This is a genomic window from Micromonospora sp. NPDC049171 (genome assembly GCF_040648275.1).
GTDB lineage: Bacteria > Actinomycetota > Actinomycetes > Mycobacteriales > Micromonosporaceae > Micromonospora.
Map to the genome: position 1 here is coordinate 55,437 of NZ_JBEZDJ010000001.1, position 16,662 is coordinate 72,098.

General features: G+C 72.8%; 12 protein-coding genes. 6 read left to right on the top strand and 6 right to left on the bottom strand.

Annotated elements, in window-relative coordinates:
• Positions 1-158 precede the first annotated feature (158 nt).
• On the top strand, positions 159-1,613 hold the full coding sequence (locus tag AB0B14_RS00155) for an alkaline phosphatase PhoX (protein WP_357075184.1): 1,455 nt from the start codon (positions 159-161) through the stop codon (positions 1,611-1,613).
• Between the two features lie 68 nt (positions 1,614-1,681).
• Here the strand turns inward: AB0B14_RS00155 and AB0B14_RS00160 are convergent, their stop codons facing one another.
• On the bottom strand, positions 1,682-3,424 hold the full coding sequence (locus AB0B14_RS00160) for an RICIN domain-containing protein (protein ID WP_357520252.1): 1,743 nt from the start codon (positions 3,422-3,424) through the stop codon (positions 1,682-1,684).
• A gap of 310 nt (positions 3,425-3,734) precedes the next feature.
• On the opposite strand from AB0B14_RS00160, the gene lanKC reads away from it, so the two are divergent.
• From lanKC to AB0B14_RS00180, 4 genes are all read left to right on the top strand, one after another.
• Positions 3,735-6,371 carry a class III lanthionine synthetase LanKC gene (gene lanKC, locus AB0B14_RS00165; RefSeq protein ID WP_357520254.1) on the top strand — a complete coding sequence of 879 codons (2,637 nt, stop codon included), beginning with the start codon at positions 3,735-3,737 and terminating at the stop codon, positions 6,369-6,371.
• Positions 6,372-6,376: 5 nt separating this feature from the next.
• On the top strand, positions 6,377-6,496 hold the full coding sequence (locus AB0B14_RS00170; RefSeq protein ID WP_013734295.1) for a SapB/AmfS family lanthipeptide: 120 nt from the start codon (positions 6,377-6,379) through the stop codon (positions 6,494-6,496).
• A gap of 73 nt (positions 6,497-6,569) precedes the next feature.
• Positions 6,570-8,297: an ABC transporter ATP-binding protein gene (locus AB0B14_RS00175; RefSeq protein WP_357520256.1), complete on the top strand. Its 1,728-nt coding sequence runs from the start codon at positions 6,570-6,572 to the stop codon at positions 8,295-8,297.
• The gene (locus tag AB0B14_RS00180; RefSeq protein ID WP_357075171.1) at positions 8,294-10,069 is read left to right on the top strand and encodes an ATP-binding cassette domain-containing protein; all 1,776 of its coding nucleotides are present in this window, start codon (positions 8,294-8,296) and stop codon (positions 10,067-10,069) included. The genes AB0B14_RS00175 and AB0B14_RS00180 overlap by 4 nt, the downstream gene beginning before the upstream one ends.
• A 29-nt stretch (positions 10,070-10,098) precedes the next feature.
• Here the strand turns inward: AB0B14_RS00180 and AB0B14_RS00185 are convergent, their stop codons facing one another.
• The 3 genes from AB0B14_RS00185 to AB0B14_RS00195 form a co-directional block, all read right to left on the bottom strand.
• The gene (locus tag AB0B14_RS00185) at positions 10,099-10,683 is read right to left on the bottom strand and encodes a response regulator transcription factor (RefSeq protein ID WP_357075167.1); all 585 of its coding nucleotides are present in this window, start codon (positions 10,681-10,683) and stop codon (positions 10,099-10,101) included.
• Between the two features lie 120 nt (positions 10,684-10,803).
• The gene (locus AB0B14_RS00190; RefSeq protein WP_357520258.1) at positions 10,804-11,409 is read right to left on the bottom strand and encodes a response regulator transcription factor; all 606 of its coding nucleotides are present in this window, start codon (positions 11,407-11,409) and stop codon (positions 10,804-10,806) included.
• Between the two features lie 199 nt (positions 11,410-11,608).
• Positions 11,609-12,814, bottom strand: a complete 1,206-nt coding sequence (locus AB0B14_RS00195) for a hypothetical protein (RefSeq protein ID WP_357520260.1) — start codon at positions 12,812-12,814, stop codon at positions 11,609-11,611.
• 416 nt (positions 12,815-13,230) lie between these two features.
• Between AB0B14_RS00195 and AB0B14_RS00200 the strand changes: the two genes are divergently transcribed.
• Positions 13,231-14,526 (top strand): GAF domain-containing protein, encoded by a 1,296-nt coding sequence (locus AB0B14_RS00200; RefSeq protein ID WP_357075158.1) that lies wholly within the window; start codon positions 13,231-13,233, stop codon positions 14,524-14,526.
• Here the strand turns inward: AB0B14_RS00200 and AB0B14_RS00205 are convergent.
• Positions 14,523-15,608, bottom strand: coding sequence for an LLM class flavin-dependent oxidoreductase (locus AB0B14_RS00205; RefSeq protein WP_357520262.1), 1,086 nt, complete (start codon positions 15,606-15,608; stop codon positions 14,523-14,525). The genes AB0B14_RS00200 and AB0B14_RS00205 overlap by 4 nt on opposite strands.
• Complete coding sequence (locus tag AB0B14_RS00210; protein ID WP_357520264.1) at positions 15,608-16,651, bottom strand: aldo/keto reductase; 1,044 nt, start codon at positions 16,649-16,651, stop codon at positions 15,608-15,610. The genes AB0B14_RS00205 and AB0B14_RS00210 overlap by 1 nt, the downstream gene beginning before the upstream one ends.
• Positions 16,652-16,662: the final 11 nt, after the last annotated feature.

Below are 16,662 nucleotides of genomic sequence, written 5' to 3' on the forward strand. Positions count from 1 at the left end.
CGAGGTCCGCGAAGACCTGTGACCAGCTTCGCGACGGGTGCCCGGCCCTGATTCTTCACCTCGATGTCACCACGGGAACCCTCGGGCGACGTGTCGGTGTCCGTCCACGGGAGTTGGCTGTCAGCCGTCGTACATCCCTGGACCAGGAGCTGATCCGCGTGCCTTCCTCCCGTCGTACCTTCCTCGCGGGCGGCGCCGCCGCCGGTGTGGGCCTAGCCGTCGCCGGTGGCCTGCCGTCCCTGGCCCAGGCCAGCCCCGGCCGGCCGCACTCGCCGGTCCCGGGCGGTCACGTGCCCTTCCCGCCGCTGGTGGACGACCCCAAGGGGATCCTGGCCCTGCCCGAGGGCTTCAGCTACACGGTGGTCACCCGGACCGGCGTCACCCGACTCGACCGTGGCCAGGGCGTGACGCCGTCGGACCACGACGGCATGGCCGTCTACGACGCCGGCCACGGCCGTTACACACTGATCCAGAACCACGAGATCGACCCGGGCGCCGAGTTCGGCGTACCGCACGTCAAGGGCACGGTGTACGACGCGGGCGCCACCGACGCCGGCGGTTGCACCGTGATCAGGACCGACCGCGCGGGCCGCAACCTGGGTGAGTTCGTCGCCCTGTCCGGCACCATCTCCAACTGCGCGGGCGGGCCGACCCCCTGGGGGACCTGGCTGACCTGCGAGGAGACCGAGGACCGGGCCGGCGACGAGTGGGAGGAGGGCACCCGGTCGGGCGTCTACCAGAAGGATCACGGGTACGTCTTCGAGGTCTGGGCCGACGGCAGTGCGGACCCGCGGCCGATCAAGTGCCTGGGCCGCTACTCCCACGAGGCCCTGGCGGTCGACCGGGACCGCACCCGGATCTACCTGTCCGAGGACGCGGACGAGCCCAACGGCCTCTTCTACCGCTGGACCGCCCCGGCCGGGGTCAAGCTCGGCCCCGGTGTGCTCACCCGCCTCGCACCCAACGCCGGTGTCCTCGCCGCCATGCAGATCATCATGGATGACGGCTCGGTGCTGCCGGACGTCGCCTACCTGACCTCGGCCCAGTTGGGCCGCCCCTTCCCCGTACGGTGGATCGAGGTGCCGGACCGCGACGCGCGGCACACGTCCGTGCGCGAGCAGTTCGCCGACGGTCAGGTCACCCGCGGACGCAAGTTCGAGGGGGTGTGGAGCACCGACGAGGGCGTCTACGTGGTCAACTCCTACGCCTGGGACGACGGTGACCTGCCGGCCGACGCCGCGCCGCACGACGGCATGGTGTGGTTCTACAACTTCCGGACCCAGACCATCCAGTTGGTGACGTACTTCCCGCACCAGGTGGCCTCCGAGGAGGGCGCGCCGGTCAAGTACAACGACCTCACCTTCGACGGCCCGGACAACGTGTCGGTCACCCCGTGGGGCAGCCTGGTGCTCGCCGAGGACGGCACCGGGGCCTCCCACGTGCTCAGTACGACCCCGGGTGGACCGACGTACGCGATCGCCCGCAACCAGCTCAACGATTCGGAGTTCTGCGGGCCGACCTTCAGCGCCGACGGCAGGGTGCTCTTCGTCAACATGCAGGACCCCGGCCTCACGCTGGCGATCACCGGGCCGTGGGAGAAGTACCTGGGCTGACCGAGGGGGACCGGCCGGTGGGGATCGGGTGATCAGCCTGATCCCCACCGGAGGCGTGCGGTGTTCGGTCAGCCGACCGGCACCAGACGCCAGTTGTTCCTGGTGCTGCCGTTGTCGGTGTACTGGACGGCCTGGGTGCCCCAGGTGCTGGAGCCGTTGAGGATGGCGAGCACCTTGCCGCTGTTGGCGTTGCGGATCCGGTAGGAGCCGTCGCTGTTGGCCACCAGGGTCCAGCGGTGGTCCGCGGTGCCGTTGTCGCTCCACTGCATGACGCGGGCGTTGTCGGCGGTCGACATGTTCTCGACGCCGAGGACCTTGCCGCTGTTGACGTTGCGGAACCGGAACGCGCTGCCGTCGGTGACCCGGACCCAGTTGTGGTCGGCGGTGCCGGTGTCGCCCCACACCACGGCCAGACCACCATCGGCGGTGGACATGTTCTGGACGCCGAGGACCACACCGGTGTCGACGTTGACCAGCTTGTAGGTGTCACCCACCGGGGTGGTGCCGGTCACGCTGGTCACGAAGGTCATCACGCTGCGGGCGGGGAGCGTGACGGTGAGCGAGCCGTTCGACATGGTGAGCGCGCCCTGGGGCGCGACGGTCCGGCTCGCGTCGGTCAGCCAGTTCGACACGCTGCCGGACGCGGTGGTGTTGGACAGGGTGAACTGCTGGCTCACCGACGAGGTGTTCTTGTTGACGGCGACGATCACGACGGTGTTGCCGCCGCGGTACGCCGAGACGTAGACGTTCGACGCCGGGTTGGCCGTCGCGTCGATCCGCTGGTATCCGGGGCGGACGAACCTGGCGAAGTGCGCCATCATGGCCCCACGCTTGCTGATCTGGCCGTCCTCGCGCATCGGACCGTAGCTGCGCCGCAGATACCACCAGACGTACGCCTGGAACTCGGCGTCCACCATGGCGCGGTGGATGTGCTCGCCCACGTCGAGCGCCTCCGGCCAGGCGTCGCCCGAGTTCGTGTTGCTGTTGGGGTAGTAGACCTCGGTCATCCAGAGTTCTTTGCCCGCACCCTTCTGCTTGAACAGCGGGTAGGCGAAGTTCGAGTACGACGTGCCGTAGAGGTGCGCCCCGATGATGTCCACGTTGGCCAGCGCCGTGGCGTCGTTGAGGATCGGGTCCGACACGGACTTCACGTACTGGAAGGACTCCGGGGCGATGACCCGGGTGCTGATCGAGCCTGCGTTCTCCCGCAGGAACCGCACCATTTCGGTGGTGGTCCACCACGTCCACTCGGCCGCGTAGTCGGGCTCGTTCTGTACCGAGATGGCGTACAGGTCCACCCCGTTGTTGCGCAGGTGCGTGGTGAAGTTGTTCAGGTGCGTGGCGTAGGCGGCGTACGAGCTGTACCGCAGGCGCCTCGCGTTGGTCTGGTTGCCGCGGGTGAAGGTCTCGATCATGCTGGCCGGGGGGTTCCACGGCGACGCGAACACGGTGGCTCCGAGTGCGACCGCGCGTTGCGCCGTCGCCAGATCAGCGCTCCAGTCCGCCTGGTTCTCGTTGACGGGGATCCGCAGCAGGGAGAACCCCAACTGACCCTGGCCGGTGCCGAACGCCGTGTCCCGCTGGGCGGCCGTCAGGTCACCGATCCAGGCCGCGTGGGCCATGGCGCCGAAGCCTCGGATCGTTTGCCGCGTCGCGGACGGATTGATGCTCGCCGGTGCGGCCGAGGCCGGCGTGGCCCCCGCGACCGCGGCGACCGCCGCGACCGGTACGGCCCCCATTGTCGTCAGGACGGTTCTCCGGCTCAGCAATTTCCGCTCGCCGCTCACCGGCTCGTTCTGCTCGTGCGTCATGTCTCGTCCTCCTGGCTGGTGGTGGTACGCGCCTTCGCGGTCCCCTCGGCCCGGTCGGCACTGGTCTGTCGCGTGGCCACCGGGGTTGACGGGGACCCCGGCGGTGATGACCTGTCGATTACGATCGAATGACGTGACTGTTAACGTTAACAATCACGGGAGTCTAAGTTCCGTTCTCGCCGGGGGTCAAGAACACGCAGCTCAGTGAGCAGGCGGCCACCCTGTGTGTCAGGCCCTGACTAATGTCACTGGGCACCGTGCGCCCCGCATCGAACGTCGTGACTATGTGCACTGGGGCACGGCACGTCCCGTGGACGAGACTCGATGCAACGCCGGAACACAGCCGGCCGAGTCGAAGGGCGGCGGGACAGTGGACGAACGCTACGACAGCTACTGCGCCGCGGACCCGCTGTTCTACGACTCGCTCGGCAGCGCCGTCGCGCAGCCCGTCTTCCCGGCCGCCGAACGGCCGCTGCCGACCGGCTGGCGCCGCGAGCCGCTCGACGACTGGCTGATCTACGCCCCCGACGGCGGCTCGCTGCCGCAGCAGGGCTGGAAGATCCACATCTCGGCGGGTCTGGCGAACGCCGAGCGGGTGCTGGACACCGTCTGGGACTACTGCGTCCCCCGTGGCCTGTCCTTCAAGTTCCTGCGCGGGCCCCGCACACTGCTGCTGCGCAACTCCAAGTACGCCGCCCGCGCCGCCAGCGGCAAGTTCGTCACGGTCTACCCCCGCGACGACGCGGAGCTGGAGCTGACCTGCAAGGAGCTCGACGAACTGCTCACCGGCGAGACCGGGCCGTACATCCTCAGTGACCTGCGCTACGGCAGCGGCCCGGTGCACGTGCGCTACGGCGGCTTCGCCGCCCGCTACTGCCTCTCGCCCGACGGGCAGGTGGTGCCGGCCATCGAGGACGACTCCGGCACGCTGGTGCCGGACCGCCGGGAGCCGGTCTTCCACGTACCGTCCTGGATCACCCTGCCCGACTTCCTCGGCCCGCACCTGGCCGCCCGCAGCGGCACCAGCACCGACCAGGTGCCGTACCGGATCGAGCGGGTGATCCACTTCTCCAACGGTGGCGGGCTGTACGTGGGCCGGGACCTGCGTACCGACACCGAGGTGGTGCTGAAGGAGGCCCGGCCGCACGCCGGCCTGGACGCCGACGGCACCGACGCCGTCGCCCGGCTGGCCCGCGAGGCGGACGCCCTGCGGCAACTCGCCGACCTGCCGCAGGTGCCCCGGGTGCACGACGAGTTCGCCCTGGGCGAGCACCGGTTCCTCGCGCTCGAGTTCATCGAGGGCCGACCGCTGAACAAGGTGCTCGTCGACAGGTACCCGCTCATCGACGCCGACGCGACCGACGACGACCGGGCGGCGTACGCCCGGTGGGCCCGGCAGACCTACGAGCAGGTCGAGTCGGTCGTCGCGGCTATCCACGAGCGCGGCCTGGTCTACGGTGACCTGCACCTGTTCAACATCATGATTCGGCCGGACGACCGGGTCGCCCTCGTCGACTTCGAGGTGGCCGCGCCGATCGCCGGGCACCGCCGGCCCGGGCTGCGCAACCAGGGGTTCGCGGCACCGCGGGACCGGACCGGGCCGGCGGTCGACAGGTACGCCCTGGCGTGCCTGCGGCTGGCGCTGTTCCTGCCCCTGACCCAGTTGGTGCGGCTCGCACCGGCGAAGGTGGCGCACCTGGCCGACATCATCGCCGCGAACTTCCCGGTGCCGAGGTCCTTCCTGGACCCCGCCGTCGAGGAGATCACCGGTGGCCCCCGGGCCGCGGACGTACACCACGCGTCGCTCACGCGGGAGAAGCTGGCGACGGCCATCCTGGCCAGCGCCACCCCGACCCGGGACGACCGACTCTTCCCCGGCGACATCGAACAGTTCCGCAGCGGCGGCCTCAACCTCGCCCACGGGGCGGCGGGAGTGCTGTACGCGCTGGACAAGAGCGGTGCCGGGCGGTGGCCCGAGCACGAGGACTGGCTGGTGCGGCGGGCGACAGCGCCACCGTCCGGCACCCGCTGCGGCTTCTACGACGGGCTGCACGGCGTCGCCCACGCGCTCGATCACCTCGGCCGACGGCAGGACGCGCTGGACGTCGTCGACATCTGCCTGCGCGAACCCGTGGACGGGCTCGACCACAGCCTGGCGAGCGGACTGTCCGGGATCGCGCTCAACCTGGCCGAGCTGGCCGCGCGTACCGGAGAGGCGTCGTTGCGCGACGCCGCGTGGCGGGTCGCCGAGCGGGTGATCGGGCAACTGGCCGACGACCCGGGGCCGGACCTCAGCGGCGGACGCAATCCGTACGCCGGGCTGCTGCGCGGCCGGACCGGACCGGCGCTGATGCTGCTGCGGCTCTACGAGCTCGGCGGCGACGAGGAGCTGCTGGGGCACGCCGCCACGGCGCTGCGCCAGGATCTGCGCCGATGTGTGCTGCGCCCGGACGGCGCCCTGGAGGTCAACGAGGGCTGGCGGACCATGCCGTACCTGGCGCACGGCAGCGTCGGCATCGGGCTGGTCCTCGACCAGTACCTGCGCCACCGCGCCGACGAACGGTTCGCCGAGGCGAGCGCGGGGATCCGCCGCGCCGCGCGGTCACCGTTCTACGCACAGTCCGGACTCTTCGCCGGCCGCGCCGGCATCATCGCCTACCTGGCCGCCTCGACCGACGACACCGACCGCCGGGAACTCGCCGCGCAGGTGGACCGGCTGACTTGGCACGCGCTGCCGTACCGGGACGGGACCGCGTTCCCCGGTGAGCAGTTGCTGCGGCTCTCCATGGACTTCGGCACCGGCACCGCCGGCGTGCTCTACGCGCTGGCCTGCGCACAGCGCGACCAGCCGCCGGTGCTGCCCTTTCTCGCGCCCCTGCCGGGCGCGCAGAGACTCCCTCGCGACAGCGGGGGCGACCGGTTCGGCGAACAGAAGGAAGGGAGGTGAACGACATGGCGCTTCTGGACCTCCAGGGCCTGGAGATGGCTCCGGCCGACCGCACGGGTGGCGGTAGCCGGGCGAGCCTGCTGCTCTGCGGCGACAGCTCGCTCTCCGTCACGACCTGCAACTGATCCGCCGCACAAGCGAGGCCCTGGGTGGGCAGACGTGCCCACCCAGGGCAGTCGCGTACCAACGGGAGGACCGATGCCGACGTTCGCCGCGGGGGACCGGTTGCTGTGGCGGACGGTCCGAGCGGGCGGCGGCTGGACCGGTGGGCTCGCGGCGGTCGCGCTGCTCGGCGCGGCCGCCGAACTGTTGTTACCCGCGGCTCTCGGCCGCGCCGTCGACGCCGCCCTCGCCGGCGGCTCCGGCTGGTGGGCGGTGTCCGCCGGTGGCCTGGTCGTCGTCCTCGTCTGCGTCGACACCCTCACGGATCTGACCAGCGGATTCGGCGCGGCACGCGCCACCGCCGGGCTGCGTCGGCACCTCCTGCGGCACGTGTTCGCGTTGGATGTCCGCGCCACCCGCCGCCATCCCGTAGGTGATCTCGTCGGCCGGTTGGTCGGCCAGGCCGCCGACGCGGGACAGGCTGGCAACGCCGTGGTGCTGGCCGTCGTGGCGGTGCTGCCACCGCTGGGCAGCGTCGCCGCCCTCGCCCTCATCGAACCGGTCCTCGGGGTCACCCTGCTCGCCGGTCTCGTCCTGCTCGCCGTCCTCATGCGCGCCTTCGTGGCCGACGCCTCGGCCGCGACCGCCGCGTACCAGCGGGTGCTCGGCACCATCGCCGGCCGGCTGCTGGAGTCGCTGACCGGTGCGCGGACCATCGCCGCCGCCGCCACCACCCACCGCGAGGAGGACCGCGTGCTGGCGGCCCTGCCGGAGCTGGGCCGGCACGGCCGGCGCGGTTGGGACCTGTTGGCCCGGGCGAGTGCGCGCACCTCCGCCGTGGCGCCGCTGCTGAACCTGAGCGTCATCGCGGTCGGCGGGTACGCGCTCACGGCGGGCTGGCTCACGCCGGGCCAACTGGTCGCCGCGGTCCGCTACGCGGCCATGGGCGCTGGGCTCGGCGCGGTGCTCGCCACCCTCAACCACCTGGTCCGCAGCCGCGCCGGGGCACACCGGCTCGCCGAACTGCTGCACCAGCCGGCCACGTCGGCCGGCGACCGGCCCCTTGCACCCGGCGGAGGCGCCCTGCGACTGCGCGGGGTACGCGTGCACGCCGACGACGGCCGGCCCATCCTGGACGGCATCGACCTGGACGTACCGGCCGGCGCGACGGTGGCTGTCGTCGGAGCCTCCGGTGCCGGCAAGTCGACACTGGCGGCCGTCGCCGGACGGCTGTACGACCCCGACGCCGGTGAGGTGCGACTCGACGGCGTACCGCTGCGCGACCTCGACGGGTCGGCACTGCGCCGAGCCGTCGGCTACGCCTTCGACCGGCCGGTGCTGATCGGCGCGACGGTCCACGACGCGATCGGGTTGGCGCTGCCGGTCGACGCGGCGGCACCACCGGCCGACCCGAGCCCGGCCACACCGGCGGTCCTGCGGGCGGCCCGCCTGGCGGCGGTCGCCGACGTGATCGACCGGCTGCCCGACGGCTACCGCACCCCGCTGGTGGACACACCGCTCTCCGGAGGCGAGGCCCAACGCCTCGGCCTGGCTCGGGCGTTCGCCGCCGAGCGGCTGCTCATCCTGGACGACGCGACGTCCAGCCTGGACACCGCGACCGAACACCGGATCACCCAGGCGGTGCTCGGGCGGGCCGGCGAGCGTACCCGACTGGTGGTCACCCACCGGCCGGCGGCGGCCGCGGCGGCCGACCTCGTGGCCTGGCTGGACGGCGGTCGGCTGCGCGGCCTGGCACCGCACCGGCGGCTCTGGGCCGACCCGGACTACCGGGCCGTCTTCCAGCCGGCCGGCGGTGGGCCGTGAGCCGTCTGAGCGTACGGCGGGTGACCTGGCGGGCACTGCGAGCCCGGCGGGGTGCTCTCGTCCGGCTCTGCGGCTGGTCGCTCGTCGAGTCGCTGCCCGCCCTGCTCGCCGGCCTCCTGGTCGCCCGCGCCGTCGACGAGGGTTTTTTGGCCGGACGTCTTTTCAACGGCCTGGCGTGGTTGGGCGCGCTCGCCGTGGCCGTCCTGGTCGGCGCGGCGGCGACCGGTCGGACGTACCGGAGCCTCGGTGCCGTGGTCGAGCCGTTCCGCGACGACGTGGCCGCCCAGGTGGTCCGGGGTGCGCTGCGCGACGCCACCCGGGCGGGCGGTCGTCCGGACAGCGCCGCGGTGACCCGGCTGACCCACCAGATGGAGATCGTCCGCGACACCTTCGCCGGTCTGCTCATGGTGACCCGCGGTTTCCTCTTCTCCGCCGGTGCGGCCCTGCTCGGCCTCCTCGCCCTGGCACCGGTGGTGGCGGCGCTGGCCGCCGCGCCGCTGGTCGCCGGCTTGGCCGTGTTCCTCGCCGCACTGCCGGCGATGGTCGCGCACCAGCGCGCGTACGTCCGGGCCGGTGAGCACCTCGGCCAGTCGGCGGGGGCCGCCCTGGCCGGTCACCGCGACGTGGTGGCCTGCGGCGCCCAGGCACGCGTGACGGCGGACGTGGAACGCCGAGTGTCCGCGCAGGCCGCCGCCGAACGCACCCTCGCCCGGATGGCGGCGATCCGCAGCCTCAGCCTCGGCATCGGTGGCTGGCTGCCGCTTGTGGTGCTGCTCGTGGCCGCGCCGTGGCTGGTCGAGCGCGGGTTGACCGCGGGCGCGGTGCTGGGCGCGCTGATCTACGTCTCCACCGGTCTGCAACCCGCCCTGCACACCCTGGTGCAGGGCCTCGGCGGCGGCGGGCTGCGGTACGCGGTCACCCTGGAGAACATCCTGCGTGCCTATCCGGGGCCCACCGCCCCCCGCCCGCCGGCCCCCGCCACCCGGGCACCCCGACCGCCAACCGGGCCGGTCGGCCGCTCACCGGCCGTCGAGGTCCGGGGGCTGACCTTCGGGTACGGCCCGCGCGCCCGGCCCGTGCTCCGGAACTTCTCGCTGACACTGGCCGAGGGGGAGCACCTCGCCGTGGTGGGCCCGAGTGGAGCGGGCAAGTCCACACTGGCCACCCTGCTGGCCGGGCTGGTGCCGCCGCAGACCGGCACGGTCCACCTGGCCGGCGCGACGGTCGCCGACGCCGAGCCGTCCGCCCTGGGCGAGATGCGGGTGCTGGTGCCCCAGGAGGCGTACGTCTTCACCGGCAGCCTCGCCGACAACCTGCGCTACCTGCGGCCGGACGCCGACGACCACACGCTGGAGGCCACCCTCGACGCGCTCGGTGCGCGTCCCCTGGCGACCCGCCTGGGAGGCCTGGCCGCGCCGGTCGTGCCGGCTCTGCTCTCCGCCGGCGAGCGGCAGCTCATCGCGGCGGTCCGGGCCTGGCTGGCACCCGCCCCGCTGGTGATCCTGGACGAGGCGACCTGCCACCTGAACCCGGCGCTGGAGGCGACAGTCGAGGACGCCTTCGCCCGGCGGCCCGGCAGTCTCGTGGTGATCGCGCACCGGATCAGCTCCGCGCTGCGGGCCGATCGGATGCTGGTCCTCGACGGCGACGAGGCCGTCCTCGGGACGCACCGGGAGTTGCTGGCCCGCTCGGCCACCTACCGCATGCTCGTCGGCTGCTGGGACGACCCGGTGGTGCCGTCCCGGGCGGCGTCGGCCCGGCGGCGGGGCTGAACCCCGCGCACCAGGGCCGACGGCACCGGTCAGATCCAGCCGGCCTCGCCGGCCATCCGCACGGCCTCCACCCGGGTACGCGCGCCCACCTTGCGGGCGATCCGACCGAGGTGGTTGCGGACGGTGCCACGGCTGAGCCCGAGTGACGCCGCCACCTCCGCGACCGGCGCACCCGCCGCGGTCAGCCTCAACACCTCCGTCTCCCGGCTGGTCAGTGGGCCGTCCGACTGCAGTGCCGCGACGACGAGGTCCGCGTCGAGCACGGGCTCCCGCCGGGCGAGCCGGCGGATCCCGTCGATGACGCGTTGGGGGGCGGCGTCGCTGCGCAGGATGCCGACCGTCCGGGTCGGGTTGAGCATGCCGCGCAGCCGCCGGGCCCGATGGGGGTGGGCCAGCACCAGGACGGGGCACGGGTCGAGGCGACCCGAATCGACGTCCTCGACGAGGTCGAGGTCGGCCACCACCACGTCGGGTCGTTGGGCGCGGACAGCCGCGGAGACCGCGTCGCCGCGATCCACCTCCGCCACGACATGGATGTCCTCCTCGGCGGCGAGGACGAACGACAGCGCGCCCAACACCAGGGCGCCGTCCAGGGCGAGCAGGGTACGGATCACGACGAACCTTCCCGCACTCCGATGACGATCACTCAACGTCAACATTCAAACACGACTCGGCTGGGTCCGCACGGCGACGGGAGGCGGGCCCGGACGCCTTCGCCGGACCCGCCACCACGGCTACAACCAGCCGTTACGCCGCGCGCGCCACACCGCCTCCAGGCGGTTGCGGGCTCCGGTCTTCCGTAGGATCACCGACAGATGGTTGCGCACAGTGCCGTGTGCCAGGTAAAGACGGACGGCGATCTCCTTCAGGGGCAGACCCTCGGCGGCCATCCGCAACACGTCCATCTCCCGAGGTGTCAACGGGATCTCCGGAGGGCTCAGCACCGCCACCGCCGCGGCCGGGTCGATCGCCCGTTCCCCGGCCGCGAGCGCGCGGATCGCCCGTACCAACTCCGTCAGAGAGCTGTCCTTGCCGACCAGGCCGCGCGCCCCGGCCGCCAGCGCGGCCTCCACCAGGGTCGGGCTCCACCGGGGGCTCATCGCCAGCACGGCCGCGTGCGGCGCCTCCGCGTTGATCCGGGCGACCACCTCCACCGGGTCGGGCGACTCGGGTGTCAGCGCCAACACCACCACCTGGGGTCGGTACCGCCGGACCGCCGTCAACAACTCGCCGACACCCTCGACGTCGGCGACCACCTCCATGTCCTCCTCACGTGACAGCGCGGCGCAGAGCGCACCACGCAGCAAACCCATGTCTTCGGCGACGACAACGTGGATCACCACGTTTCTCCGATCTCAGGTACGCGGCACGACGGCCACCGGTCCCGGAACATCCACGGGTTGGTCGGGGCGCTCGTGCGCGACGGACGGGATAGGCACCGCCCCGTGGCACCGTCACGGCGGACGGGCGCGGGGCCCTGTCGACCGAGCCGGGTGGAGTTGGCCGTGTGTGCCAGCCACCCGGGTCGGTCGACCCGCCTCAGCCCGGCCGGGCGATCCCGGACGGAGTGTGGCCCTCGACGAGAAGCGGCAGGAGATGGCAGGGCTGCGCGACACCGAGGTGCGACTGCCGGTCGGCCGCCCGGACCAGCCCCGGCCCCGGCGTCGATCCATCGTCGACACCGGCGGCGTCCTGGTCGACGGGCGCGACGGGTCCGCCCGGTGGGTCGGCAGCCGCGAGCACCGGACCCGGACGCGCGGCGAGGTGCCGGGTCGAGGCCGTCGGGCGCGTGCATTCGACGACGGACACCCGCGGCGGCGCGGCGGGGGTCAGCACCGCCGTGACGGATACCGGCACCAACGCCGGGTCCGCCGGGCCCGTCGGGTCCGCTGGTGGCGCTGGTGGCGCTGGTGGCGTCGGTACGGTCGGCGCGGGTGTCGGGTCGGCCACCGGCACGGCGGGCGGCCCGAGTGCTCGGCGAGCGGGTGGTGGAGGTGCCGCCGGAACGACCACCGCGTCGAGAACGGGCGCCAGAACGGCGTCGGTGACACCGAGGAGCGCCAGGACGACCGGCCGGATCGGCACGATCTCGACGACGTGCGGCAGTGCGACACTCGCGGTGTCGACGACGGGCGGCAGCGTGGCGTTCGCGGTGTCGACGACGGGCGACAGCGCGGCGTTCGCGGTGTCGATGACGGGCGACAGCGTGGCGTTCGCGATGTCGATGACGTGCGGCAGGGTGGCGGTGATCAGCGGGGCGGTGGCCCGGTCCGTCGCGGGTGGGTCGGCCGGCCCGTGCGCCGCGGGTGCGGTGCTGGCCGCTTGTCGTGGTGGAGCAGCGGCCGGTCGCGACGGGTGGGCGGGGGAGGCGGGCCGGAGCCGTTCGCGCTTTCCCGCACCGGTTGGGTCGACCCGGGGCGGTGACACGAGCGCCGGTGACGCGCCCTTCGGCGGTCGAGGCGGCGTCGAGGAGGTGGCGTCGCGGGGGGCGACGGCGGCGGCGATGGTCCCTGCCAGCGGGGTGTCGGGGTGCCCGTCGCGGCGGGCGTCGGCACCGGTGGGGCGTTGACGGTGCGGGTCGGGGAGCCGTGCGACCGTGAGCCGCGTGACCGGCTCGACCAGGCCGCCGATCCGCGCCTGAGGGTCGTCTCCGGTGCCGCCGCGTATCCCGCCGGCGGCGGCCGGCCCGTCGAACAGGGCGGCCAGGAGGAAACCGGCCCCGACGGCAGCCGCGAACAGCACCATCAGCCGGGCGAGCCTGCGGAGTCGGCCGGCCGCAGGCGGCGCGGGTCGACCCGGCGTAGACGTCGGCGCGGTTCCGTTGACGGGACTTCGCACGCGGGCACGACCCCCTTCCGTCTGGATTGCTGACCCATAGTAGCGATGCGCTCACATATCCGCATCTGTTGATGTGTGCATGTGTTGGCCGGGTGCGACCACCGGCCGGTGCGGTGTCCGCCGTCCCGCTGCGCTGGCCTGGGGAACGGGTGTACGGACCAGGTGCGCCGGGCGCGCCGTCGCCGCTGCGTTCGCCGCCGGTTCCGCCCGCCGGTACGCTGCATCGGCGGCCCCAGCCACCTCCTCGCACACGGTGAGCACCGTTACCGAGCGACGCACCACCCAGTCATCCCCGTAACCGCAGACGAGAGGCGGACCACGACGTGACGGCGGTACCAGGCCAGCTGTCCTCGACCGCGGATTCGGCGGGCGCCGGGCCGGGAGCGGCGGAGGAGGATCTGCGGGCGTTGTTCGGGCAGTCCACCGCGGTCTTCGCCTCGCTGGCCGGCCCGGAGCATCTGGTGGAGACGGCGAATCCGGCGTTCTTCGCCACCATCGGCGAAGAACGGGCCCGCACCGGCGTCGCCCTCGTGGACCTGATGCCCGAGCTGGCCGGTCAGGGCTTCATCACCCTGCTGGACCAGGTCTACCGCACGGGTGAGCCGTACACCGGCGGCGACGTCCGGGTCATCCTGGGGACCGGCCCGCAGGCGCGGGAGGCATACTTCGACTTCACCTACGAGCCGCGCCGGGACGCCGCCGGTCAGGTCTGCGGGATCCGGGTGCTCGGCGTGGAGACCACCCAGGTCAAGCAGGCGCAACGGCTGATGGCCGAACACCGCGCCCTGTTGGAGCAGATCGCCCGTCAGGCGCCCCTGGCCGAGGTGCTCGACGGGATGGCCCGCTGCATCGAGAATCTCGCACCGCAGGAAGTGCTCGTCTCCGTTCTCCTCGCCGATGCCGACGGTCGGCACCTGCGCCACGGCGCCGCACCCAGCCTTCCCGCCTTCTACAACGAGGCCATCGACGGGATCGCCACCGGCGAGGGCGTCGGCTCCTGTGGCACCGCCGCCCACCGGCGGCAACCGGTGATCGTCACCGACATCAGCACCGACCCGTTCTGGGACGACTTCCGGCACCTGGCCGATCAGGCCGGCGTGTCGGCCTGTTGGTCCACCCCGATCCTGGCCCGCGACGGCGGCCTCCTGGGCACCTTCGCCATGTACCACCGCACTCCGCGGGCTCCGCAGGACTCCGACCTCGCCCTCGCCCGGGTCTTCGCCGGCACCGCCGCCCTGGCGATCGAGTGTCACCACAGCGAGCAGGCACGCCGGGCCGCCGAAGCACGTGCCCGGTCCGCCCATGACGAGCTGGCCAGGGTGGTACGCGTGGAACGGGAGCTGCGCGCCGAGGCCGAGCAGCGCGCCGCGGCCGCCGCGGAACTCGCCGCCCGGATGCGCGCCGCCGCGGCCGCGCAGGCCGCGATGCCGCACCCGGAGCACTGCGAACTCGGTGGCGCCCTGGGATGCACCGCCCCGGCCGAGATCAAGATCGCCGATTCGTGGGGCGACGCGGCGTGGGGCTGCTCCGCCCACGTCGAGGAGGCCATCCTCAACGTACGGTCGGTGTTCATCGCCAGCGAAGAGCTCGGCGGTCTGGCCGCCTACCTCAGGCGCTAGGTGTTCTGTCGCACGGCTCCTTCGCGCAGCAGCGGCAGGAGCTGCGTACCCTGGCGTTTGATCTCCGGTAGGTAGGGCGTGTCGGAGAGTACGAAGTGTCTGATGCCGAGATCTTCGTACCTGCGCAGTGATCGCGCCACGTCCTTGGCCGAGCCCACCAACCAGGTGGTGCCGGCCCCGCCGCCGCCGTACCTGCCGGGTGCGGTGTAGAGGTTGTCGTCGAGCACGTCGCCGCGCGCGGCGAGGTCGAGCAACCGCCGCTGCCCGACGGCGGCCTGCCAGTGCGGGTTGCGCTCGATGCCGCCGGCGCGGCGTGCCAGCTGGGCAACCTTCGCCTCGGCGTCGGCCCACGCCTGCTCGGTGGTGTCCCGGACCAGGGTGGTGACCCGCAACCCGAACTCCAGTGGGGCGTGCTCGCGCCCCAGCTTCTCGCTGAGCTGCCGCAGCCGCTCGATCCGCTCGGCCACGCCGTCGAGTGGCTCGCCCCAGAAGAGCTGGACGTCGGCCTCGGTGGCTGCCACCTCCTCGGCGGCGGCCGAGGCGCCACCGAAGTACAGGCGCGGGTGCGTGCGCTCGCCCCGGACCACCGGTCGGAGCGCCAGGGTGGAGTCGGTGACGCCGAAGTGCTCGCCGCGGTAGGTGACGGCGTCCTCGGTCCACAACCGGCGCACGAGCTGGATGAACTCTCTGGTCCGGGCGTAGCGGGCGGCCTGGTCGCCGTCGGTGTCGCCGTACGCCGCCAGGTTGTCCTTGCCCGACACGATGTTGATCAGCACCCGCCCCTCGCTGAGGTGGTCCAGCGTCGCGGCGGCCGAGGCGAAGTTGGCCGGCCGCCAGTAGCCGGGCCGGATCGCGATCAGTGGCTGGAACGTCGTCGTACGGGCGGCGAGCGCGGCGGCGACCGTGAAGGTGTCGGGGCGTCCCCAGCCGGTGCCGATGAGGGCGCCGGACCACCCGTGCCGCTCAAGAGCCTCGGCCTGGCCGGTGAGGGTGTCGAGGCTGTTGTGCTGCTGGACGACGTCGTCGCCGCGGTGGCCCGGCTCGACCTGGTTGGGGATGTACCAGAGGAACTCCGAACTCATCAGCCGTTCCTCCCGCCGCGACGCCGGTGGGCCGGGTCGCTCAGCGCCGGCGGTTGGTATCCGGCGTCGGCGGGGTTCAACGTGGTGCCCGGCGGAACGATGACGTCGATGCGGTCCAGCACGTCGCGGGACAGGCTCACCTTGGCGGCGCCGAGCTGTGACTCCAGGTGGGTCAGCGTGCGCGGGCCGATGATCGCCGACGTGACGGCCGGGTGCTCCAGGACGAACGCGATCGCCAGGTGGATCAGGGACAACCCGGCCTCGTCGGCGAGGGCGGCCAGCTCGTCGACGACGGCGAGCTTGGCGGCGTTGGCTGGCCACGACGGGTCGAACCGGGCGGGCAACCGGTCGGCCCGGCGGGAGATCGGCGCGTCGAGCCCGCCGTGGTAGCGCCCGGAGAGCCAACCGCCGGCCAGTGGGCTCCACGGCAGCACCGCCAGCTCGTAGCGCTGCGCCACCGGCAGCACCTCGCGTTCGATCCCGCGGGCCAGGATCGAGTACGGCGGCTGCTCGCTGACCACCCGCTCCCGGCCGCGCCGCTGCGCGACCCACTGACCCTCCACGATGGCCGACGGCTCGAACGTGGAGGTGCCGAGGTAGCGGATCTTGCCCTGGCGGACCAGGTCGGTGAGCGCGCCCAGGGTCTCGTCGAAGTCGGTGTCCGGCTCCGGCCGGTGCACCTGGTAGAGGTCGATCCAGTCGGTGCCGAGCCGGCGCAGGCTGTTCTCCACGGCTCGGAAGATCCAGCGGCGGGAGTTGCCCCGGTGCTGCGGGTTGTCGCCCACCTGGCCGTGGAACTTGGTGGCGAGGAAGACCTCGTCGCGACGCCCGCCGGCGAGGGCCTTGCCGACGATCTCCTCCGACTCGCCGTGTGAGTAGACGTCTGCGGTGTCGATGGCGTTGATGCCCGCGTCGAGCGCCCGGTGGATGATCCGGATGCCGTCCTCGTGGTCGGGGTTGCCCCGTTCGCCGAAGTTCATCGCACCCAGCGTCAGCGAGCTGATTCGTACGCCGGTGCGCCCGAAGGGTCGTTGGTCGACCATGGTTCGTCCTC

Bases quoted from the DNA above. Each gene is read 5' to 3' on its own strand.
- AB0B14_RS00160 (WP_357520252.1), bottom strand. From the start codon at position 3,424: ATGACGCACGAGCAGAACGAGCCGGTGAGCGGCGAGCGGAAATTGCTG.
- AB0B14_RS00170 (WP_013734295.1), top strand. From the start codon at position 6,377: ATGGCGCTTCTGGACCTCCAGGGCCTGGAGATGGCTCCGGCCGACCGC.
- AB0B14_RS00175 (WP_357520256.1), top strand. From the start codon at position 6,570: ATGCCGACGTTCGCCGCGGGGGACCGGTTGCTGTGGCGGACGGTCCGA.
- AB0B14_RS00195 (WP_357520260.1), bottom strand. From the start codon at position 12,814: ATGGTGCTGTTCGCGGCTGCCGTCGGGGCCGGTTTCCTCCTGGCCGCC.
- AB0B14_RS00205 (WP_357520262.1), bottom strand. From the start codon at position 15,608: ATGAGTTCGGAGTTCCTCTGGTACATCCCCAACCAGGTCGAGCCGGGC.
- AB0B14_RS00210 (WP_357520264.1), bottom strand. From the start codon at position 16,651: ATGGTCGACCAACGACCCTTCGGGCGCACCGGCGTACGAATCAGCTCG.